The following is a 21311-nucleotide window of genomic DNA, read 5'->3' as shown; positions in this document are numbered from 1 at the left end:
AGTAATAGGAATAAGCTACGAAGCGGATCTTCACTTCTGGGGGATTGGTTTAGAAGCCGAAAGACCGTCTCCTTCCGGACAAACAGTCTTGTTCAATCGGCGGCGGCTTGCTATGATGGTGTCACGAACGTACCGGGAAGGAGTCGACTAATGACCGACAATCGCGATAGCTTGAAACCCGAAGTACGGGCCTACTTGGACCGGATCGACTACAACGGTCCGCTGGACGGCGGCGCGGAAGCTCTCGCCGGCCTGCAGGAATGCCACCTGCATACGGTGCCGTACGAAAATTTGGATATTTTGCAACGTACCCCGCTTTCGCTGGAAACCGGCAGCTTGTACGACAAAATCGTCGTTCGCCGCCGCGGCGGCTACTGCTTCGAGCTGAACGCCTTGTTCGGCTGGCTGCTGCGGGAGCTGGGATATACGGTCACCGACTATTTCGCCCGGTTTTGGCGCGACGAGCCGAATCCGCCTCCGAAGCGGCGCCATCATGTGTTGAAGGTCGAAGCCGGAGACGGGAGCTATTTGTGCGATGTAGGCGTAGGCGGCATCGTGCCACGGCGGCCGATCCGGATGGTCGAGAGGCTGGAGCATGCGCAGGGCGACGAGCTTTACCGGCTGGAACGCGATTCTTACTTTGGCTGGATGCTGTGCGAGCGGAAGCATGGACAATGGTGCCGGCTGTACTCGTTCACCGAAGAGCCGCAGTTGCCGTATGATTATGTGATGGCCAGCTATTGGTGCGAGAATGCCCCGGACTCGATTTTCACAAGAGGCGCGATGGCGGCTATCCGTACGAAGGAGGGGCGCAACACGATTGCCGGAGAGGAGTTCCGTATTTTCACGGCGGAAGGAGTGCGGGCGTTCACCCCTCAGACGAAAGAAGAGTACGACGAAGCGTTGAAAACTTATTTCGGTATTGTGCTTGACTAATGGCGCAGCCCGGCTGAGAGCTTTTATAATCCACATGGATGACGTTCGAACTGACGTCTTCATGTGGTTTTTTTGTTGTTAGAGGTTGACAAAAAGAAACGATAATATATACTGTACATATACGATATATACGGATATGTACAGTTATAAACGGATTTGAAAGAGGCGGTCACCATGAACCTTTCTGTATCGCTTGCATCGGGAGAACCGATTTATCAACAGATCAAAGAACAGATCAAGAAGCAAATCTTGTCCGGTCAGCTCGTGGAAGGAGAGCCGCTGCCATCGATCCGCAATTTGGCGCACGACTTGCAGATCAGCGTCATCACGACGAAGAGAGCATATGACGAGCTGGAGCAGGAAGGTCTCGTCATGTCCGTTGCGGGCAAAGGCACCTTCGTTTCGGAGAAGAACAAGGAATCGATCCGGGAGGCGAAATACCGGCAGCTGGAGGAGCGTATCCGGCAAATCGCCGCGGAGAGCAAGGCGCTCGGCTTGAAGAAGGCGGACGTAATCGGTTTAATCGATCTTTTCTACGGAGAGGAGCAGGGATGATGAAAGCGATCGAATTCCGGAATTGCAACATAAGAAACGGAGATTTTGCTTTGCAGGAGCTGAATTTCCATGTGGAAGGCGGCTATATTACCGGTCTGATCGGACCTAATGGTGCGGGGAAAACGACGCTCATCCGGTCGATCATGAACATGATCCGGCCCGAGAAAGGGGAGGTGCTCCTCTTCGGCCGGTCTTACCGGGAGTACGAGTGCGATATTAAGCGTCGGATCGGATTCGTGTACGATGAAGACTTCTTTTACAACCATCTCTCCATCCGGGAAATGAAGAAGATTATCGCCTCCTTTTACCCGACCTGGAACGAAACCGCATTCCAACAATATTTGCAGCAGTTCGGACTGCCGGAGCGAAGGAAAGTACGCGATTTGTCCAAAGGAATGAAGACGAAGTTCGCGCTGGCCGCGGCTTTGTCGCATGAACCGGAGCTTCTGATCATGGATGAGCCGACTTCTGGGCTCGATCCCGTGTTCCGCAGGGAGATTTTAACGATGATGAGCGCCTATATCCGCGACGGCAGCAAATCGGTGTTATTCTCGACCCATATCAGCACGGACCTGGAGCGAATCGCCGATTATATTATCCATATGGGCCGCGGAGAGCTGAAGTTTTGCGGGACGAAGGAAGAGCTGCTCGATTCCTATGTGCTCGTGAAAGGTCCCGTCGGCCTGCTGCAGCCAGACCGTTTCCCATTCCGGGGCTTGCGGCAAACGGCGCTCGGCTTCGAAGGGCTGCTGGCCAAGCGGCACGTCGAGGCGGATACGTTCGACAGTCCGTTTCTCGTGGAGAAGCCTACCTTGGACGATATTTTGGTCTATACGCAGGAGGGAAGCCTACATGGTGCAGCTGCTGATTAAAGATCTCCGCATCCAGAAGCGGTTTATCGGTCTCGGCTTTTTGTTCGTCGGATTTTTCTTCTTCCTGCTCGGCGCTTTCGAAGGATTGCCGCTGGCGATCCCCGCCGCCATATTCAGCCATTTTCTGATCGTAATGGCAAGCAAGATGGACGAGAAAAACAATAACGGACGCATGCTCGTATCGTTCCCTGTACGAAGAAAAGATATCGTCACATCGAAGTATGTCGGCATTTTCATGTTCATGGCGCTAGCCTTTTTCCTGACCACGCTATGGCGCCTGCTCGCCGGCTTCGTGCTTCCGGCCGGGGAATTGCCGTGGTTCGACCTGAAGTCAATGGTGGTTGCGATCGCGGTACTGTTGTTGTTCTACTCCATCTATTTCCCGATGTTTTTCGCCTTCGGCACGCGGATCGTACAAATGCTCGATTTTATCGTAATCTTCGCGGTTGGCGGTGCCGGCGTGCTCGCTCTCAGAGTGATGGAATGGGCGGGAGTGAATGCGGGTGTGTTTATCGGAGGCTTACTCGATGCGGATTTGCCGACTTTGTCGCTATGGACGGTCGGCGGCGGTTTGGCGCTGTTGATCGTATCGTGGACGATGTCGGTCTTCTTGTTCGAACGCAAAAATGTGTGAGATAACGACCACGGGGGAGGAATGCGCATGTGGCTGCGTATGTTCCACAGGTTTGGCAAAACGCACGGCCGGCTCAATACGACGGGAGTGCTGATCGTGCTTCTTTTGACGGGGATGCTCGTTGCAGGGGTCGTCCGTTTGATACTGTAGGAGAGGAAAACGACGCATATTCGCCGTCATAACTGCACATGGCAAGAACGCTCGAGCACGGGATGCTCGGGCTTTTTTTGTTTGCGTTATAGATTATTTATCGAAATTAGGCGAACCAATGTTGACATGTATGTTCGTTTCTTGTATGGTTAATTACATAAGTAACTAACCAGTTTGGTGGTGGACATATGGGTTCGATAATCGACGACAGCCGCCCGATATTCGTGCAAATCGCCGAGAGGATCGAGGACGACATTATTGCAGGCGGATTGCCGGAGGAGTCGCAGGTACCTTCGACCAATCAGTTTGCATCCTTTTATCAGATCAATCCCGCGACGGCGGCGAAAGGCGTCAACCTGCTAGTGGATCAAGGCATTTTATACAAGAAGAGAGGGATCGGCATGTTCGTGGCGACGGGTGCCCGCGGGGTATTGATGGAGAAGCGCAGAGAACAGTTCTACGAGCAGTACGTCGTAGCGATGGTCCGCGAGGCGGAGAAGCTCGGCATTACGGCGGAGCAATTGACGGACATGATACGGAGAGGGGAGCAATCGAAATGAGCTATGCGGTGGAATTGAATCGGGTGACGAAATCATACGGGAACGTTACGGCGGTTAACGAGATCAGCTTCTCGATGGAGCCGGACAAAATTTACGGACTGCTCGGCAGAAACGGAGCGGGGAAAACGACGATTATGCACATGCTCACCGCTCAGCTGTTCGCCACGGACGGCGAGCTGAAAGTATTCGGGGAAGCTCCCTATGAGAATAACAATGTGCTCAGCCGTATTTGCTTCGTCAAGGAAAGTCAGAAGTACCCCGACAATTTCCGCGTCGTCGACGTGCTGGAGGTAGCGGAGTCTTTCTTCGTCAATTGGGACCGGGACTACGCCTACTCGTTGATCGGAGATTTCCGCCTTCCACTGAAACGGAAAGTGAAGAAGCTGTCGAGAGGAATGCTTTCGGCTGTCGGCATCGTGGTCGGTCTGGCCAGCCGAGCACCGCTCACCATATTCGACGAACCATACTTGGGGCTCGACGCCGTAGCGAGAAGCTTATTTTACGACCGATTGATCGAGGATTATGCCGCGAACCCTCGTACGATCGTATTATCCACGCATTTGATCGACGAGGTGAGCCGCATATTGGAGCATATTATCGTCATCGATAACGGCAGGCTGATTATTGATGAGGATGCAGACGCTTTACGCGGAAGGGCGTTTAACGTGGTCGGTCCGGCGGCGAAGGTCGATTCGTTCACGGCAGGCAAAGAAACGATTCACCGGGAACCGTTCGGAGGCTTCGTGTCGGCCACCGTCATGGGCAATTTGTACGGCACGGACCGCAAGCAGGCCGAAGAGCTGGGACTCGAGATCGCCCCCGTATCGCTGCAGCAGCTGATCGTTCATTTGACGAAGGGCGCATCCGGCCATAAAGAGGAGGGGTTGCAATGAACCGGATCTATGGAGTTATGAGAATGCAGCTGCGGGACAAATTCTTTTTGATCTACATGCCCTGGATCGTTATGCTTTCCAGCTTTCTCGTCAATATTTTTGTGGGTGTTCTGCTGGACGGCAAAACGACGATTTATACGGGAGGCATTATGTCCATCTATTGCTATATGTTTGTCGCCGGTATTTTGATATTGGTTCAAACGTTCCCGTTTGCGCTAGGTCTAAGCGTGAGGAGAACGGACTTCTTCTGGGGGACGACGGCTGTCGTGGCCGGGGTCAGCGTGCTATCTGCGATCGCCTTGTTCCTGTTCGCTTTCGTGGAAAGCAATCTCACGAACGGATGGGGCGTCGACGTGCACTTTTTCCACCTGCCTTATTTGAATGACGGATCGGCTGCCGCGCAAATATGGATATTTTTCTCGATCCTTCTGAACATGTACTTTCTCGGCTTCCTCATCTCCAGCGTGTACCGCAGGTTCGGCAAAGCGGGCATGTGGGTCGGCTCCATCGTCTCGATTTTGCTCTTCTCCGCAGGAACGCTCGTTTGTACGTATTACGGGTGGTGGGGCGGCATCTTCGGATGGTTGATCGGGTACACCGCCTTCGAACTCGCCTTGTGGATGTTTGCAGGCGCAGTCTTGTATGCCCTGATTTCGTATTTGCTGCTTCGTAAAGCAACGGTTTGAACGATAGGAATTGGCGGGATGCTGTCCGGAAACTCGGGCAGCTTTTTTGTTATGTCAATTCAAAATTGGCTTAATTTTTTTTGATGTTATGTAGGACTTTCGTATCATGTGTAGAACTATACTGTATGGAAAAACATTGAAAAAGGAGGTGGTGCGTTTGCGATTATGGATAGGCAGGGGCGCATCGTTTCTTGGTCTGCTCCTGTTGGGAGCGGTATGGCTAGGATTCGCGGCGCAAGCGTCCCCAATTACCGAACAAGCTTGGACGGCATCCGGACCTGGAATGCGGGCCGCAGTCGTTGAGGCTGCGACAGGCGACATGAACTTTTCTTATCAGTTTACCGGATCTCAAGTTCATAGCGGACTAAGCTGGAATTATACATCCACCGCCACCGTAACGGAGTCGGTCTACTATAACTGGATCTATACAGGGCTCCACGCTTGGTTTCAGGCCTCCGCCAAAGTTGACGCATTCGCTTACGGACCGGACAACGATTACCGCGAAGTTACCCTTTTCGACGGCGACGTTTGGCACTATTTCACCTATTCCGGACAATCAAAGCTTCAAGTGCATGCGGGTTACGCTTACGGATTCAAAATTTACGGCAAAAATTTTGACTCCAATACGATTTTGAGCGGAAACCTTGCTATCGTGACTAACCAAAATCCGCCCCAAATCGTACCCGTCGTCTCCGGAACGCAAGGGACGGGAGGGTGGTACCGTTCGGATGTGCAGCTAGTCTGGAATGTTACGACGAATCCGGCTTTTCCGATACTAAGCCAGACGGGATGCGGCCCCGTAACGATTAATGCCGATACTCCAGGCTCGGTATTTACATGTACGGCAACATCGGCCGCAGGAACGACAACCAACTCCGTTACATTGAAAAGGGACGCTACCGCTCCCGCGATTACCGGTACAACCGCAGTCCCTCCGAACGATGCGGGCTGGTACACGTCGCCGGTCACCGTGCAGTTCCATTGTTCGGATGCAATGTCGAATGTATCGAGCTGTACCCCCGGCACGGTCGTCATGACGGAAGGTGCAAATCAAAGCGTCACAGGCACTGCGGTCGATTACGCGGGCAATTCGGTGAGTACGACGGTAACGGGTATTTATGCAGACTGGACGCCGCCGGCCACGACGGACAATGCGCCGACAAGAGCGGTCCAGCACGATGTTTCGGTAGCGTTGACGGCAGTGGATAACGTTTCGGTCGTCAATGCGACCTATTATAGAATAAACGGCTCGGAGGCGAAGACGGGGAATAGTATCGGGCTGACCTCGGAAGGGGCGTACAGTATCATATACTGGAGCAAAGACTCGGCAGGCAATGTCGAGCCGCAGCGCAGCGCCGCAGTGGTCATCGACAGAACGCCGCCGGTAACGGTGCATAATGCCCCTGCGGGACCGGTTTCCCGGAATGTTACCGTAACGCTCACGCCGTCGGATAATTTGACCGCAATCGCGGCCACCTACTATAAAGTTGACGGAGGGTCTCAGCAAAGCGGAAATACCGTGACGATCACTACGGCAGGAGTACATGCCGTCGAATATTGGAGCGTGGATCAGGCAGGGAACATCGAAGTGGCGAACACGATTATCGTTACAATCGACATGACGCCGCCATTAACGACGGACGATGCGCCGACAAGAGCGGTTCAACACGATGTTACGGTCACGTTGACGGCTAGCGATAACGTTTCGGTGATCAATGCGACCTATTATCAAGTAAACGGCTCGGAAATTAGGACGGGAAATAGTTTCGAGCTGACCGCGGAAGGGGCGTACAGTATCGTATACTGGAGCAAAGACTCGGCAGGCAATGTCGAGCCGCAGCGCAGCGCCGCAGTGGTCATCGACAAAACGCCGCCGGCAACGGCGCATAATGCCCCTGCGGGACCGGTTTCCCGGAATGTTACTGTAACGCTCACGCCGTCGGATAGCTTGACCGCAATCGCTGCTACCTACTATAAAGTCGACGGAGGGTCTCAGCAGAGCGGGAATGTCGTGACACTCTCCGTGGATGGCATACATGCCGTCGAATACTGGAGTGAGGATCAGGCAGGGAACATCGAAGGGGCGAACACGATTATCGTCATCATCGACAAGACGCCGCCTATAACGACGGCCCGTGTAACGCCGGACGGTGCCGTGCTGCGCCTTCAGGGTCAAGATAACTTGTCGGTACAGGTTGCAACGTACTACCGGCTGGACAACGGAAATAAGCAGTTCGGCGACACCGTTTCGCTGAATATGTCCGGCTTCCACACGATATCCTATTGGAGCGAGGACGATGCGGGCAACAGCGAGAGCCCGAATAAGATCGTATACCTCGATATCGATGGGAACGGGAGGAGCGATATAGTCGATGTCGTCATGGCGGTGAATGCCAAGCTTGACGCGAACGGAGACGGTCTGTTCACCCGTGAAGACGTCAGTCTGGTTTTGCAATCCGTAACGACATTCCAGCCCATGAGCATAGAGTACTGAACCGGAGCCGCCGTTGCTCCGGTTTTTCTTTTTCCGATAAGAACCGGCGCAAATCGAGAAATAATACTAAAAACTCAATAAATAATCCATTGTCTCGGCAGTCCCGGTAGCTTACTATGGAGAAGTATTGAAAATGAGAATCAGTATCATGACGGAGGGGACTTGCTTGCAACGAATGGTAAAAACTTTATCTCTCGCATGCGCTATCGTAATGATGGTATCGCTGCTGCTGGCCTGCGGAGCGAAGTCCGAACCGCCGAAAGGCGAAGCGGGCGAAAATAAAACGGCGGCGAACGCGCCGAAGGAGACGGCTCCCGCTCAGCCTGCGACACGGGTAATCAAGGATGCGAAAGGCCGGGAGGTCACCGTTCCCGCGAAGCCGCAGCGCATCATCTCGCACTATTTTCCCGCCGAGACGGCGGCACTCGGGGTCAAGGCGGTCGGAACAAACTATGCGACGGCCACCCAGATTTTAAGCAAGGAACAGCTGCAGGGCGTAGAGGATATCGGGGGACAAGGCGTCAACCCGAATCTGGAGAAAGTATTGTCGCTGAATCCGGATCTCATACTCGTGCCGGATTTTCTGGAGCCGAACGGCGTCGAAGCTTTGGCCAAAATCGCCCCAACCGTAGTCGTCAGCTACACGATCGACGTGTTCACCCGGCTGAAGACGCTGGGCGACATTATGGGGAAAACGAAAGAAGCGGAGGAATGGATCGCCAAGTACAACAAGAAAGCGCAGGAGAAGCGGGATCAGTTGAAGTCTTATGTGAAGCCCGGGGAGACGGCAACGGCGTTCGTCCTGTTCCAGGACAAAAAGCTGTACGTATACGGCAATCAGCGGCTCGGGTCCACGATGTATGATGCGCTCGGGTTCGTCCGACCGGAGAAGGCGACGAAGCTGTTCGAGAGCAACAAGGATGCGCTCTGGCAAACGATATCGGCGGAAACGTTGTCCGACTACGCGGGCGACCGGATCTTCATCGTTGTGAATGACAGCAATCCCGACGTCCAAAAAGCGGCGGACGAGCTCTTGAATTCTCCGGTTTGGAAAAATCTGCCGGCGGTCAAAAACGGCAAAGCTTACGTAGTCGGAAACAAATGGTCGTTCTACGATCCGATTACGCTCGACTGGCTATTGGACGAAATGCCCAAGCTGCTTATGAAATAATGAATCGACGTGATTCCGCATCACAGGGAAGAGGCTTGTCTATCCAAGACAGGCTTCTTTTTTTCGTTGCTTTGCTTTATAATGTATTGAGAATGATTTTCAATTACGGGGTGGGCTTTCCGATGAATCCGAATGAGCAGGAACCGGCGCCGTTTCCGTACCGGCCGCCTTCCTTCCATCTGTATGCCGTTCAGGCCGTGAACCTCTCGTCCGGATCGCGCACGGACAAAATATTGCAGAATACGTACTGCCTGCTTGCAGCCATGAAAGGTCAAGGCATGATCACGGTTGACGGAATCCGTCAACCGCTCTTTTCAGGTAAGTGCTACGTACTTGCCCCCTGCACGATTATGGAATTGGAAGCGGTCGAGCCGATCGATTTGGACGTTTACCGGGTTTATTTCGAAGCCGGGGCGCCGAGCCAGTCGTCTTGTTCCCGAGAGACAGTCGGGGAATTGCTCTCTACCGGCGAACTAACGTTTCAGCCATTCTGGCGTCTTACCGAATTTCTCGAGGATATATACTGCAATCGCTATAGCGATTGCGCATTGGAGTCATTCAGAAGGAACGTCCGTTTCCAAGAACTGATAGCGAGCCTGGTGGAGCAGAACCGTGCGGTCGAACCGAAGGCGGATGCGCTTCAAGCGGTGGAACGGACGATTGCTTACATGCACCGTTGTTATCACGAGAATATATCGATCGAGCAGCTTGTCCAGGAAGCGGGCATCAGCCGCTGGCAGTATAATGCTTTGTTCAAATCGCTGACAGGCACGACTCCGATCGACTACTTGACCGAGCTGAGGATCAATCGGGCCAAGTCGCTGCTGCTGCTGCCCGGCCTTCAGCTAAGGGACGTATCCGCCGGAGCCGGGTTTCGGGACGAATATTATTTCAGCCGCCGGTTCAAGCAGACGGTCGGGATTTCTCCCAAGCAATATACGCAAGCGAATGCCCGTCCGCCGCGGATCGTTTCGTTGCAGTACTTGGGCGAACTATTATCGCTCGGCATCAAGCCGGTCGGAACGAACCGATCTTTGCTGAAGCCGTTTCATCGCGAAGCGGGAGGCGTGCACGGCATCGAAGAGCCGCCCGATGCGGAGTCGATGCTCAAACTGAAGCCCGATCTGATCCTATTCCCGAGCTTTGCGCCGAAACCGTTGGTCGAACAGTTCGCCAAGGTCGCTCCCGCCGTGGAAGTCAATTGGCATGACGATGTATTTGCCCGGCTTACGAAAATAGGTGAGCTTCTGGGCAGACGGAAAGAAGCTAGAAATTGGATCAGCCGATACGCTGCGAAGGCGAAGCGGACGAGGCAACTGCTGGCGCCTTACGTACACGCCGGAGAGACGGTGGCGGCTTTCATCTATGACGGTGTCCATCGCAAGCTGTTCGTATACGGAGCGCATAACTTCGGACATACGTTATATCGTGCGCTTCATTTCGATGCGCCGGATAAAGTCAAGATGTTGATGGGGCAGCATAAATCGTTCCGGTGGACCGCTATCGACCCCGAATCGGTGGCGGACTATGCCGCCGACCGGATTTTTTTGGCGGTGACCGAAGACGAGACGGCGATACAGTGGGCGCGCGCCTTCGTGACGAGCGAGCATTGGCGTAAACTTCCGGCGGTGCGGAACGGACGCGCCTATATTGTCGAGCACAAGTGGGGATTATACGATCCGATTACGCTCGAAAGCCACTTGGATGAAATGGTCAGGCTGCTGGGCACGTGATCGAAATTGACAAAAACGATGAGTCCTCCGGTATTCGGACGGGCTCATCTTCATTTTGTTGGAGAAAACGATCGATTCCCGCAATCTGCACACAGAATTCACATCGGATGATAGAACATTCGTTCGCAATATGGTACTATCGAATGTAAGAGCAAGAAGCGGTTTAAATATTATTTTTTGAAAAATAGCAAGGAAGCGATAAGATTTCGTGCTTTTCAACACATTTATAAAGGTGAGGGGAAATTATGCCGCGGAAGCCGGCAAGGAAAGGATGAGGTATATCGATTTTGACGACTTGCTCGAAAGTATCCGGCAACAACGATTCGATAACGAAAGCATGAAGCATTTCAGAACCATGTGGCTCCCGAGAGCGGTGCTTCGCATAGCCAGGCAAGAGGAGGGTCGGATAGGACGGCGATTGAAATTCGGCGATTACGAAGACATTACGCATCGCGTGTTCGAGATCGTCCTGCGTAAAACCCCTCCCGACAAGGAAGGGGATGCTTATCGGGCCTGGATATGCCAGACGATCGCGTATGTAAGCAAAAACAAGCTTCGCCGGGAAAATCCGATTCCGATCGATATGACGATGGTCGAAACTTTGCTGAATAAGGTGAAGGGTGACGCCCGCAGCGGTTTGAGCGATGTGCAGCTGGAAAAAATCGAAGAAGCGGTGAACCGTCTTCCGCATAATCAGCGAAAAGCGATCATACTGAGATATTGGAGAGGATATTCGTCTAAGGAGACGGCGGTGCATTTGAACTGCTCCGGCAATCAGGTCGACCAATGGGTGTACCGGGCCAGACAAACTTTAGCAGAGACGCTGGCGGCGTATTTCCCTCAATACGATTTGTCCGGCCGAACGGCTGATGATGAAACCGGAGAATCCGATACCCGTAATGATAAGCAAAAAAGGTGGCGGAATCCGAATCCCCCTACCCTCCGCGAAAGGGTCGACCTGTACGGCAGCCCGAAACGGCACGGCGAGTCATACGCGCGGAATCGTATCGAAGCTGCGCGCGCACCGCTATACACGCTGGAAAGTCCGCCGCAATATTCGGTCGTGAAGCCGCAAAGGCCGTTATTCAGTACATACTGCGAGCGGCAACGGCCGGGGAAGCCGATTAAGGAAACGGCTCAAAAGGATATGCCCATTAAACGCTTGGAGAAGGTCGGTGAACGATACGATAATGGAAGGAAGGATGCGATTGTTCGCAGTATATTATGACAAGAAGAGGCTTACGAAGCCGGGTACGGAATATGAGGCGAGAATGGATTTGCTGCGGCTGCAGTCCATGTTTTTGAACCTTCAAGTCCGGGAGTGCGGCGGTAATGCCGTCAAGATCAGAATGATGAAATAAACGCCAGGCTTTTGCCGGTTGAGGCGAGGTTGCTGCCCGCCTCTTTTTTTGCGATAAAAAAGAATGCCCCGTATCTGTTCAGCCAAATTTCCAGTTATATTGTAGAAAGGGAAAATTTCAAGAAGGAGGGGCGCTATGAGCAAAATTGTGGACAAAGTTAGCGGCATTTTCATTCCTGTGACGGATATGCGGCGTTCTGCGGAATGGTACATACGCGTTTTCGGATTGACGGTAATCGACCGATCGGACTGCTGCACGGGACTCGCCTTTCCCGGTGAGGCGACGATCCTGAACTTGTGGAAGGTGGAGCGTCCGCAGCCGACTCAATTCGATGACGGCAAAGGGACAAGAATTCCGTATTACAACTTCGAATCGTTCGACATCCAATACTCGCACTCGATGCTTAAGGAGCTAAACGTCGAAGTCCACCCGATCGTAGATGACGGGGTCGTCAAATATTTCGATTGTATCGACCCGGACGGCAACTTGATCGGGATTGTCGAAGAGTCGCCAGACTCGGTCTATTTCGCTCACAAGCAAAAGTACCGGCAAGGCTGACACAGTATGGAAACCGATACCCGCGACCAGTTCGAGAAGTTGATTGCCCCGTTCCGGTCCGATCTGCTCCGCTACTGCAGAAAGCTTGCCGCTGCGGATTGGGATAGCGACGATTTGTTCCAAGAAGCGATGCTGAACATGTACAAGCGGTATAAGCGGTGGCCGGACCGGGATATAACCAGGCCTTATTTGTACCGCGTTGCCGTTCATGCCTGGTACGACATTTGCCGAAGCCGACAATCGGTTGTACGACATGAGCGGCTTGCGGAGGAAAGCGCTCCAAGCTACTCGGAATGGAGCCGGTTCGACGCGCGGGATTCGCTGGAATCGCTAATGGACGCTTTGGAGCCGCGGCAGGCGGCTCTAATATTGCTCGTCGACGTGTTTCGCTTCACTGTGGGGGAAACAAGCGAAATGCTCAAACAGCCTTTGACGGCGGTAAAAGCGGCTCTGCATCGGGCGAGGATCCGATTGAAAAAAGCAGCAGACCGATCTATTCATCAATTCGGAGATGTTGCGGCAACCGGTCCGCGGGACAATCGCGGAGGCGCGAATCCCGAGCTGCTGGATACGTTCGTAAAGGCGTTTCGCGAAACGGACGCAACGGCAATTATTCATGCATACCGGGGACTGATTGCATGCGGCGTAAGCGTTGAAAGCGCGGTCCGTTTTCGGAATAAGGTCTGGTTTTATTTCAGGGACGCGGAAGGCAACATGCTGATGATCACGAGCGGGAGCGGGATGAAATCCGTGGAATAGGAGAGGACATGGAATGACGGAGCCGTTAGTCAAAAAAGACATTATCGGGGTTATGGTTTATGTACGAAACTTGGAGCAGGCCGTGAACTGGTATTGCAGCCGTCTCGGGATGGACTTGGGGGCGAACGATGACCATTTCGCGGAGATGACCGTCGAGGGGAAGTACGTGATGCATTTGTTTAAAGCGGATGACTGCGTGCCGGTAAGCAAAGCGGCCTTTACATTCGATACCGACGATATCGTACGCGCTCATCGAGCCTTAAGCGATCAAGCCGTACCGGTCGATCCGATCCGCCATTACGGGGATCATTCCGGCTTTACTTTCCAGGATTGCGAAGGAAATGCACTCATGATCTGTCAGTATGTTGTACGATAACAATGGTGGAGGAGCTTGCCCGGCGGCAGCTCCTCCGTCCGTTTTCCATATCAAACGATCTCTACGCCTTCCGGCACGGTAAGCTCGGGCTTCCCATCCGAATACCGGAACCGGATCGTACCCGCAGGCACCCGGAATTCCAGCTCGACCTTACCCAGCGAAGCCGGAATGCGGGGAGAGAACGAAACCGACTTCCAACCGGGCGCGGCCGGTTTAATGCCGGCGATTTCTTCGATGAACAGCGGGATCGGGGCGCTGGCCCACGGATGGCACAGGCTCGTATTCGGCTTCAAGTCCTTCGCCCACACTTCGAAGCATGTCGTGGCGCCTTCTTTCACCATCGTGCTCCAGGAATGCAAATCTTCCGAACGGATCAGCTCGTAAACAAGCTCGTGCTCGCCCGCCCGAGCGAGCGCCTTCAGTACGAAATAAGCCATGTAGACGCCGCAGCCGAGCCGTTTCTCCCGGATCAATCCGACGACCGCCGGCTGGTCGTCCGGCTCCGTCAGGCCGAACAGGAGAGGGAGCACATTGGCGTGCAGCGACGTGTGCTTCGATACTTCCGAATCGGTAAACCGTTTTGCTTCGGCGTCAAGAAAGGATTGCCGGAATGCCTCTTTGAAGCTCGTCAGCTCATGGGACAGATTGTCCGGCAGCTGCAAAATTCGGCGAATGTCGCGAACCGCAAGCATTGCACCGTAGTAGTAGGCGTTAATGACATTATGGCATCCGTCCCCGATCGGATTTGCGAGCTGGAAGTCGTAGCCGTCGCGCATATTGAACGGCCAGTCGACCAGATTCGGCTTGTCTTTCACGTTGACGAGAATACCGTCCTCCCGACGGAATTGGCGGAAGTAATGCAGCAGCCGTTCGGCATGGGGGAGCATTTCCCGTAGGAACGGCTCATCCGCGCTTTGCCGGTAATATTCCAGCAGCTGTAACGGCCATTGCAAGGAATAGTCGATAAACTCCTGCATGAAGTGTCCGGGAGCGACCGCCATCAAGCCCGGACAGACGCGGGACGACAGCAGCACGAAGTCGAGCAGCGATTTGCGGAACAAGCGCAGATCTCCCGACAAGTACGCATGGGCGTGCGTGATGATCGTGTTGTCGCCCAAATATTGTCCTTTCTCACGGGACGGGCAGTCGACATAGTTTTCCTGCGAGCCGTACTTCACTCCGTTTTTGCAAATGGACCAAATCGCATTCAGCATCTCATCGGACGAATCGAACCGGCAAACCCCGTCGTCAAGCGGGTAATGGCGGACGACCGCTCCGAAGCTTTCCGTGTCGAGGCGAACGCCGGGAGCGGGCAGCACTTCGACATAACGGAAAGCCTTATAGTCGTAGAAATCCAGCTCGTCATCGGCCGATCCGGATAACGTCCACGTTTCCCGGTAAGTGCAGTTGCAGCGCATGGCGAACCGGACGCGTCCGTCCTCCTGGAGCTCCTCGCCGCAGCGGATTTCGACCGTCTGACCGGGGTCGCCGTGCGCTGTCATCTTGAACTGACCGGTGCGCTCCTCTCCGAAGTCGAGCCAGAAGCCTTCATTTCCGGGAAGAGGGGTGATCCGGACCGGTTTGACCTCGTATACCGATAAAGGCGGTGTAGGCTGGGCAAACAAACGGTGGTCGTCGGCGAGATGCTCTACGGCTTCCGGCCAGGCGTAATCGTCGAAGCGTGGTTCCTTCCAGTCGGTAAGCTTGAGCCGGTTGTCGATATTTTCCAAGTACTGCGTTTTGTACCCGATAATCCCGCCGTCCACGTATTCGCGGGCGCGCTCCACTTTCCAGGAACAGTCCGTCTTAACCGCAAGGCGGCCATCCACATCGAGCTCCGCGATCAGCCCTTGCCGATAGTCTCCGCTATTGTACGCCCGGCAAACAAGGCCTTGATAATAGACATGCACCGCAATGACGTTATCGCCTTGACGCAAATAAGGAGTGACGTCATGCCGGTTATAAAAATAATGGTAGTGATTTCCTTGCGCGGGTCCTTGACCGACGATTCGACCGTTTATGTATAATTTGTAGTAATCGTCCGCGGTTATGTCCAGAACCGCTTTATCGAAGCCGTCCTTCAGCTCGAACCGCTTGCGTGCCAGCATATGGATGTTTCTCAGATCGTCCCGGTGCTCCCGATTGCCGGCCGTCTCCAGCTCTTTGCGGTATAAATCGATCGGCTTCAGTCCGTAGAACGCCTCGTCCATGATCCATTTGGCAGACCATCGTTTATCCACTTGTCAATTCCCCTTTCGCGCGTCTTGCCGATGCATCGGCAGTAACTGTCCCTCATTGTACGATGCCGCTGCATCGAAATCTCGGACAATATGCCAACAAATCAGGGGGAAATGACGAGCGACCGATGGACGTCAATACGTAAGCTGCGGTCTCGAAGGAAATAGGACGACGATCGTCGAATCGTTAATACAGCAGTCATATTGCCGGGAGGAGCTGCGCCATGTACAAAGTATTCATCGTAGCCGGTAACGAGCGCGATCGTACGGAATGGGCGTATTCGGTGGACTGGAGCTCCATGGGCTTACTTGTAGCCGGCGTGTTCTCCAACGGGTTGGAAGCGCTTCAAGAAGCGGAGCGGACGTGTCCCGACATCGTGCTGATCGATACCTTACTGCCGGCGATGGACGGCCTCATGCTCGGACGGAGAATGAGAGAAAGATATTCCGAAGTACAGCTCATCTTTATAGGCGGTGACGACGATTTCGCTGCTGCGAACAAGGCCTTACCACGGGAGCCGGACGATGAGGTGTTTACGCCTGTCAGCAAGTCAATGCTGTATGCGGCGGTCGTCCGCGCGGCCCGGAATGCGGCACGGGAACGATCCTTCATTCAGGAACGGGACTACCAGCGGAGACAAATCCGGGACTCGCTGCCGCACCATCAGGAACTGTTCATGCGCGAGCTGCTGCTCGTCTGTTCGACCGCTGCATGAACGGCCGGGAGTCGCCATGGGCCGACCGTGACGTGCGGGAGTTCATGGTGCTGTTGTCCGGTACGCTTCAGCGGCTGTATGTGGAAGCGGGCATATCGGTGAACGGCCTGACTCTATTCTTCCTGAGCTTGTGGAATAAGCTGCAATCGGAGACGGCACGCGCGGATGTCGTCGCTTCCGCCGAGTCGCTGATCAGACTCGCCCGGAATCAGCTTTTCGAGGAGCAGAAGCCTTTATACGAGCAAGTAGCGAAGGATATTAAGCGGGTCATTATGAAACGTTACATGGAACCGATTACGATCCGCAGCATAACCGACGGGGTTCACTTGAGCATGCTGCACGCCAACCATATATTTAAATACAAGTCAGGTCGGACTATATGGGATTATTTGACCGAATACCGGATAGAGAAGGCGAAATCGCTTCTGAGGAGCGGAGAACGAGAGCTGCATTCGGTTGCCCGTCACGCGGGCTTCGCGAGCAAACCCCACTTTAGCTTGTGCTTCAAGAGGATGACGGGGGTTACTCCTACCGAATACATCAATCAGTTCCGCGACGGCTCCTCTTAAATCCGATTGCTTCATTTAACCGTACGCTTCCCTGGTGCGGCGTCTTGTTCCCGGTAATGCTGGGGCGAGACGCCTTCGATTTTTTTGAACAAACGGCTGAAGTAGAACGGCTCCTGATACCCGACTTCCATGGCGATCGTTTTGACGCTTTTGTCCGTATTCCGCAGCAAATGTTTGGCACGCTGTACGCGAAGCTGCTGGATATAGTGGTTGATCGTCGTGCCGGCATATTTTTTGAACACCTGACACAAATATTCGTATTTCCGGTCCATCCACCGCTCAAGAATTTGCTTGGTCAGCTCACTCTCGTAAGAGTTGTTCAGCTGGTTGACCAGCTTGCGGAACGTAATATACGAGATCGGAAAAGCGGTATCCAGATGGCTCTGCTCCAAAAAATCGGTAGCGATTCCGCGGAACATTTCGGCGAGCAGCAAAGTGGCCTGAAATCGGAAGTAGCCCTCCGGACGCTTCATCGTCTCGAGCAGCTGCTCGAACAGGTCGAGCAGCTTGTAGCGGTGCCGGTTACGGTATAGGCGGGGGATAATAAGCAGATCCTCGTGGCTTACTTCCACCGTTCTTAATTCCGTCCGTTCGGCATGGACAATATTAAGATCGGGAGCGCGATTCAGGATGAATTCGTTCATGCCCGGCGAGCATGAAAATTGCACCCAGAAAAACTTGCCGTTCGTCCCGTCGTTCCCCCATCCTCCGTGAGACTCCCATGGCTTCAATAAATACGAATCCCCCATGCAGAGCGTCATGCGCTCATCGCCCGCCCGCAAATTGACCGTGCCTTCCGCTACGACGATCAACTCGTAATAAGGATTGTAATGATCCCGGTAGAAAGAAACGTTCTTTTGCGTGTCGAGCAGATCGGCCCATCTGACGTCCAGAATCGATAAGCGGGACATGGAATAGTACATGGAATGACTTCCTCCGATGTTTTTTCTCGTAAAAACATAACCTTGTTCATGGATCGCCCGAGCGGCCGTTTCTATAATGAAGTCGTAATGGAATCATTATATCATCTCCAATTCGGTTGCAGGAGGTTTACGCGTGAAGACAAGCGTATTGAACGAACAAGAGTATTACCGGGTCGTATACGGCGGATGGCTCGGCAAAAATATCGGAGGAACGCTCGGAGCGCCCGTCGAGGGCAGGAAGGAGCTGCTGCAGCTGACCTTCTATCCGAAGCTGCCGGACGGACCGCTCGAGAACGACGATCTCGACCTGCAGCTCGTATGGCTGCACGCCTTGGAGCAATACGGGCCGGGACTCACCTCGCGCGAGCTCGGGCAAGAGTGGGTGGAGCATGTTTTTTTCCCGTTCGACGAATACGGCTACGCGCTCTCCAATCTGCGCAGAGGGATGGTGCCTCCGGTAGCGGGCTGGTTCAACAACCCGTTCACGAACTGCATGGGCTCTCCGATCCGCTCCGAGATATGGGCGATGGCGGCGCCGGGAGCTCCCGAGATTGCGGCCCGTTACGCTTATGAGGATGCGATCGTGGACCATGCCGGAGGCGAAGGGGTTTACGGTGAAATGTTTTTCGCGGCACTCGAAAGCGCTATCTTCATGGAGAAGGACAGAGACCGTCTGATCCAAATCGGCTTGAACTATATTCCGGCCGACTGCCGTACCGCGCTCGCCTTGAAAGATTTGATCCGCTGGCATAAGGAAGGCCATAGCTGGACGGAAGCCCGCGAGCTTGTCCTGAAGCACCACGGAAACGACAATTTTACCGACGCTCCGCAAAATATCGCCTTCACGATGCTTGGGTGGCTGTACGGCGAAAATTTCGAGGACGCCATTCTGAAATCGGTCAATTGCGGCTACGATACGGACTGCACCGCGGCTACGCTCGGAGCGATACTCGGCATGCTGCTCGGACCGGAAGGACTTCCGGAGAAATGGATCGCGCCGGTCGGTGACCGGGTTGTCGTCAGTCCGCCGATCAAAGGATTCCCCGCGCCGAAAAATCTGGACGAGCTGACGCGGCGTACGATCCGTGTGGGCAAGCAAATTTTGGCCGCATGGGACACGGATATTGTGGTGCATTCGGAATTGCCAACATCGTGGAATCGAAACGTCGCCGGAGCGGAAACGCTGCAGGGGCTGCTGGACGGCAAAGTGACGGCCAACCGTTATTTGCTGCCGGAAGGCACGATTCAAAGTCCGGATGCCGAGCTCGTTATCGACTACGGTCCGAGCGGTCCTTCGATCGGTGCCGGGCAAACGGCTGCGCTGCGGCTCGACTTTACGAACCGCTCGGGTGTAACTGTGGAAGGCAGCGTCGCGCTGGAGCTTCCCGACGGCTGGGCAGGACCCGCCGAATGCGGAATTTCGCTTGCGCCCGGCGAGTCTTTCAGCTGGAACGCGGAGGTGCGCGCATCGGAAGCCGTGGCGGCGGTCAACCGACTGCAGTTCGTATGGAAACGGAGCCACGATCGTTCCCCGTGGGCCGAGCAGCGAGTTGCGTTCACGCTGGTAAGAGCTTCGCGATGGACGTTGACCGGACCGGACGGAGTCGAGGCAGAAGCGTATATCCCGGGTAACCGTTTGGACTGGAGAAGCGCTGTCGGAGAAGAGCGGGACGGGGTTTACCGGGCGAGAACGAGCATGTACAATCCGGTCGAGAGAGAAATCCGGTTGATTGCGGCAGCCAACGGTCCGATCTCGATGAAGTTGGACGATCAGTTCGTGATCGAATGCGGCGAAACGTTAGGGTTCATGCCGGCCTATCACCGTGCGCCGCGCAAGCAGTACGTGGAGCTTGTATTAACCGCCGGCAACCATGAGATCGAAGTGGAGGCCGTCCGAGGCGGCAAGCCGCTCGAAGTATACGTGCTGCCGATTTCCGTTCGCAATACGACTTCGCCCGGCCCGAACTACTTTCATACAGACGTACTGTGGGGAGTACGATGAGAATCGACGCCCACCAGCATTACTGGGAGCCCGCGCGAGGCGACTACGGCTGGCTGCAGCCGGATAAAGGCATTTTGTACAAAGACTATTTACCGCCGCAGCTGGAGCCGATTATCCGGCATCATCGAATGCAATTTTCGGTTGCCGTGCAAGCCGCGCCCACCGTGGAGGAGACGCGTTATCTTCTCGCCTTGAGCGATGCATACCCGACCATTGCCGGTGTCGTCGGATGGCTCGATTTCGAGTCGCCGACATTCCAAGAGCAGCTGGCCGAATTGCGCGGGCATCCGCGATTTGTCGGCATACGGCCGATGATACAGGATTTGCCGGCCGATTGGCTGCTTCGGCCTGCGGTAATCGGGCATTTGCGTCGACTCGAAGAGGAGCGGTTTCCGATCGACCTCCAGCTGCGTCCTCACCTTCTAGGCAGCGCCGTCCGACTTATGGAGCTTGTTCCCGGGCTCCATGCCGTAATCGATCATATCGCCAAACCGGTATATGGCCGGGCATTCGAGGAATGGAAAGAAAGTATTCGGCGTCTGGCCGCCTATCCGAATATGATGTGCAAGCTGTCGGGTTTGGTACCGGAGACTGAGGGGGCGGCATGGGACATCGAGGAATGGAAGCCGTACGTAGAGCTCGTTCTCGACTCCTTCGGACCGGATCGGGTCATGTTCGGAAGCGATTGGCCGGTATGCCTGTTGTCGGCAACGTATGAGCAGGTATACGAAGCGCTTGCGGCCTTGCTGCCGGCGAATTGGGATGAAGTCGTGCGGGAGGGTATATGGGGCAGAAACGCGGCGAAATTTTACCGGCTGCAGGTAGAGGAATAAGCGGAGGTGCCGTGGGGCATGTTAGCTGCAGGTCGACCGGTAACGGGTTCCTGGTTTGTTACCCTTTGGTTTGCTGATAACTTCCTCCGTGTACAAGTCTAAATGTAAAAGTGAATCTTGTTCGTCCGTTTTCAGTGATTTTTCTCTTAAAACGTGCATAAGTGCAGGTAGAAGATGCGTAAATGGATAATATTGGTTGCTTTCGGGAATCTAGATGCATTTCTGCATGCAGAATGCTCCAACAACCGATATTAGCTTAAACAACATGCACTTTTGCAGGTAAGTTCTGAAAT

Annotated in this window: 22 protein-coding genes; 20 read left to right on the top strand and 2 right to left on the bottom strand. The window is 54.2% G+C overall.

What is annotated here, in order from left to right:
* Positions 1 to 150 precede the first annotated feature (150 nt).
* The 16 genes from FE783_RS25275 (at position 151) to FE783_RS25210 (ending at position 13738) form a co-directional block, all read left to right on the top strand.
* Positions 151 to 936, top strand: coding sequence for an arylamine N-acetyltransferase family protein (locus FE783_RS25275; protein WP_138882167.1), 786 nt, complete (start codon positions 151 to 153; stop codon positions 934 to 936).
* Positions 937 to 1110: 174 nt separating this feature from the next.
* Positions 1111 to 1491, top strand: coding sequence for a GntR family transcriptional regulator (locus FE783_RS25270; protein WP_138882166.1), 381 nt, complete (start codon positions 1111 to 1113; stop codon positions 1489 to 1491).
* Complete coding sequence (locus FE783_RS25265; RefSeq protein ID WP_338015902.1) at positions 1488 to 2363, top strand: ABC transporter ATP-binding protein; 876 nt, start codon at positions 1488 to 1490, stop codon at positions 2361 to 2363. The genes FE783_RS25270 and FE783_RS25265 overlap by 4 nt, the downstream gene beginning before the upstream one ends.
* Positions 2344 to 2997, top strand: a complete 654-nt coding sequence (locus tag FE783_RS25260) for an ABC-2 transporter permease (RefSeq protein ID WP_138882165.1) — start codon at positions 2344 to 2346, stop codon at positions 2995 to 2997. The genes FE783_RS25265 and FE783_RS25260 overlap by 20 nt, the downstream gene beginning before the upstream one ends.
* 27 nt (positions 2998 to 3024) lie before the next feature.
* Positions 3025 to 3147 (top strand): hypothetical protein, encoded by a 123-nt coding sequence (locus FE783_RS38725; RefSeq protein WP_274381460.1) that lies wholly within the window; start codon positions 3025 to 3027, stop codon positions 3145 to 3147.
* Between the two features lie 188 nt (positions 3148 to 3335).
* A complete protein-coding gene (locus FE783_RS25255; RefSeq protein ID WP_138882164.1) occupies positions 3336 to 3707 on the top strand; it encodes a GntR family transcriptional regulator in 372 nt (123 codons plus the stop codon).
* Entirely contained in the window at positions 3704 to 4600 is an 897-nt protein-coding gene (locus tag FE783_RS25250) for an ABC transporter ATP-binding protein (protein WP_138882163.1), read from the top strand. The genes FE783_RS25255 and FE783_RS25250 overlap by 4 nt, the downstream gene beginning before the upstream one ends.
* Positions 4597 to 5286, top strand: a complete 690-nt coding sequence (locus FE783_RS25245) for a hypothetical protein (protein WP_138882162.1) — start codon at positions 4597 to 4599, stop codon at positions 5284 to 5286. The genes FE783_RS25250 and FE783_RS25245 overlap by 4 nt, the downstream gene beginning before the upstream one ends.
* A 157-nt stretch (positions 5287 to 5443) precedes the next feature.
* Positions 5444 to 7780, top strand: a complete 2337-nt coding sequence (locus FE783_RS25240; protein WP_138882161.1) for an OmpL47-type beta-barrel domain-containing protein — start codon at positions 5444 to 5446, stop codon at positions 7778 to 7780.
* Positions 7781 to 7955: 175 nt separating this feature from the next.
* A complete protein-coding gene (locus FE783_RS25235; protein ID WP_238403257.1) occupies positions 7956 to 8951 on the top strand; it encodes an ABC transporter substrate-binding protein in 996 nt (331 codons plus the stop codon).
* 122 nt (positions 8952 to 9073) lie between these two features.
* On the top strand, positions 9074 to 10684 hold the full coding sequence (locus FE783_RS25230) for an AraC family transcriptional regulator (protein ID WP_158302023.1): 1611 nt from the start codon (positions 9074 to 9076) through the stop codon (positions 10682 to 10684).
* Between the two features lie 208 nt (positions 10685 to 10892).
* Positions 10893 to 11912 carry an RNA polymerase sigma factor gene (locus FE783_RS25225; protein ID WP_138882158.1) on the top strand — a complete coding sequence of 340 codons (1020 nt, stop codon included), beginning with the start codon at positions 10893 to 10895 and terminating at the stop codon, positions 11910 to 11912.
* Positions 11893 to 12045 carry a hypothetical protein gene (locus FE783_RS37695; protein ID WP_158302022.1) on the top strand — a complete coding sequence of 51 codons (153 nt, stop codon included), beginning with the start codon at positions 11893 to 11895 and terminating at the stop codon, positions 12043 to 12045. Before FE783_RS25225 ends, FE783_RS37695 begins: the two co-directional genes overlap by 20 nt.
* Positions 12046 to 12180: 135 nt before the next feature.
* The gene (locus FE783_RS25220) at positions 12181 to 12603 is read left to right on the top strand and encodes a VOC family protein (protein ID WP_138882157.1); all 423 of its coding nucleotides are present in this window, start codon (positions 12181 to 12183) and stop codon (positions 12601 to 12603) included.
* 6 nt (positions 12604 to 12609) lie between these two features.
* Complete coding sequence (locus FE783_RS25215) at positions 12610 to 13362, top strand: RNA polymerase sigma factor (RefSeq protein ID WP_138882156.1); 753 nt, start codon at positions 12610 to 12612, stop codon at positions 13360 to 13362.
* A 13-nt stretch (positions 13363 to 13375) separates the two neighbouring features.
* The gene (locus tag FE783_RS25210) at positions 13376 to 13738 is read left to right on the top strand and encodes a VOC family protein (protein ID WP_138882155.1); all 363 of its coding nucleotides are present in this window, start codon (positions 13376 to 13378) and stop codon (positions 13736 to 13738) included.
* Between the two features lie 50 nt (positions 13739 to 13788).
* Here the strand turns inward: FE783_RS25210 and FE783_RS25205 are convergent, their stop codons facing one another.
* Complete coding sequence (locus FE783_RS25205; RefSeq protein ID WP_138882154.1) at positions 13789 to 15978, bottom strand: family 78 glycoside hydrolase catalytic domain; 2190 nt, start codon at positions 15976 to 15978, stop codon at positions 13789 to 13791.
* A 221-nt stretch (positions 15979 to 16199) separates the two neighbouring features.
* Here FE783_RS25205 and FE783_RS25200 point away from each other — a divergent pair, with 221 nt between their 5' ends.
* Both FE783_RS25200 and FE783_RS25195 read left to right on the top strand, forming a co-directional pair.
* On the top strand, positions 16200 to 16691 hold the full coding sequence (locus FE783_RS25200; RefSeq protein WP_138882153.1) for a response regulator: 492 nt from the start codon (positions 16200 to 16202) through the stop codon (positions 16689 to 16691).
* Positions 16688 to 17260, top strand: a complete 573-nt coding sequence (locus tag FE783_RS25195) for a helix-turn-helix domain-containing protein (RefSeq protein ID WP_138882152.1) — start codon at positions 16688 to 16690, stop codon at positions 17258 to 17260. The genes FE783_RS25200 and FE783_RS25195 overlap by 4 nt, the downstream gene beginning before the upstream one ends.
* Positions 17261 to 17271: 11 nt before the next feature.
* Here FE783_RS25195 and FE783_RS25190 read toward each other — a convergent pair whose 3' ends face one another.
* A complete protein-coding gene (locus tag FE783_RS25190; RefSeq protein ID WP_138882151.1) occupies positions 17272 to 18183 on the bottom strand; it encodes an AraC family transcriptional regulator in 912 nt (303 codons plus the stop codon).
* 133 nt (positions 18184 to 18316) lie between these two features.
* Here FE783_RS25190 and FE783_RS25185 point away from each other — a divergent pair, with 133 nt between their 5' ends.
* Together FE783_RS25185 and FE783_RS25180 are read left to right on the top strand one after the other, a co-directional pair.
* Positions 18317 to 20185 carry an ADP-ribosylglycohydrolase family protein gene (locus tag FE783_RS25185; RefSeq protein WP_138882150.1) on the top strand — a complete coding sequence of 623 codons (1869 nt, stop codon included), beginning with the start codon at positions 18317 to 18319 and terminating at the stop codon, positions 20183 to 20185.
* Positions 20182 to 21018, top strand: a complete 837-nt coding sequence (locus FE783_RS25180; RefSeq protein WP_138882149.1) for an amidohydrolase family protein — start codon at positions 20182 to 20184, stop codon at positions 21016 to 21018. The genes FE783_RS25185 and FE783_RS25180 overlap by 4 nt, the downstream gene beginning before the upstream one ends.
* Positions 21019 to 21311 lie beyond the last annotated feature (293 nt).

The sequence above is a fragment of the Paenibacillus mesophilus genome (genome assembly GCF_005938385.1).
Taxonomy (GTDB): Bacteria; Bacillota; Bacilli; order Paenibacillales; family NBRC-103111; genus Paenibacillus_AB; species Paenibacillus_AB mesophilus.
Note: the sequence above shows the minus strand (reverse complement) of the source record. Positions and strands in the feature narration are given on the sequence as shown.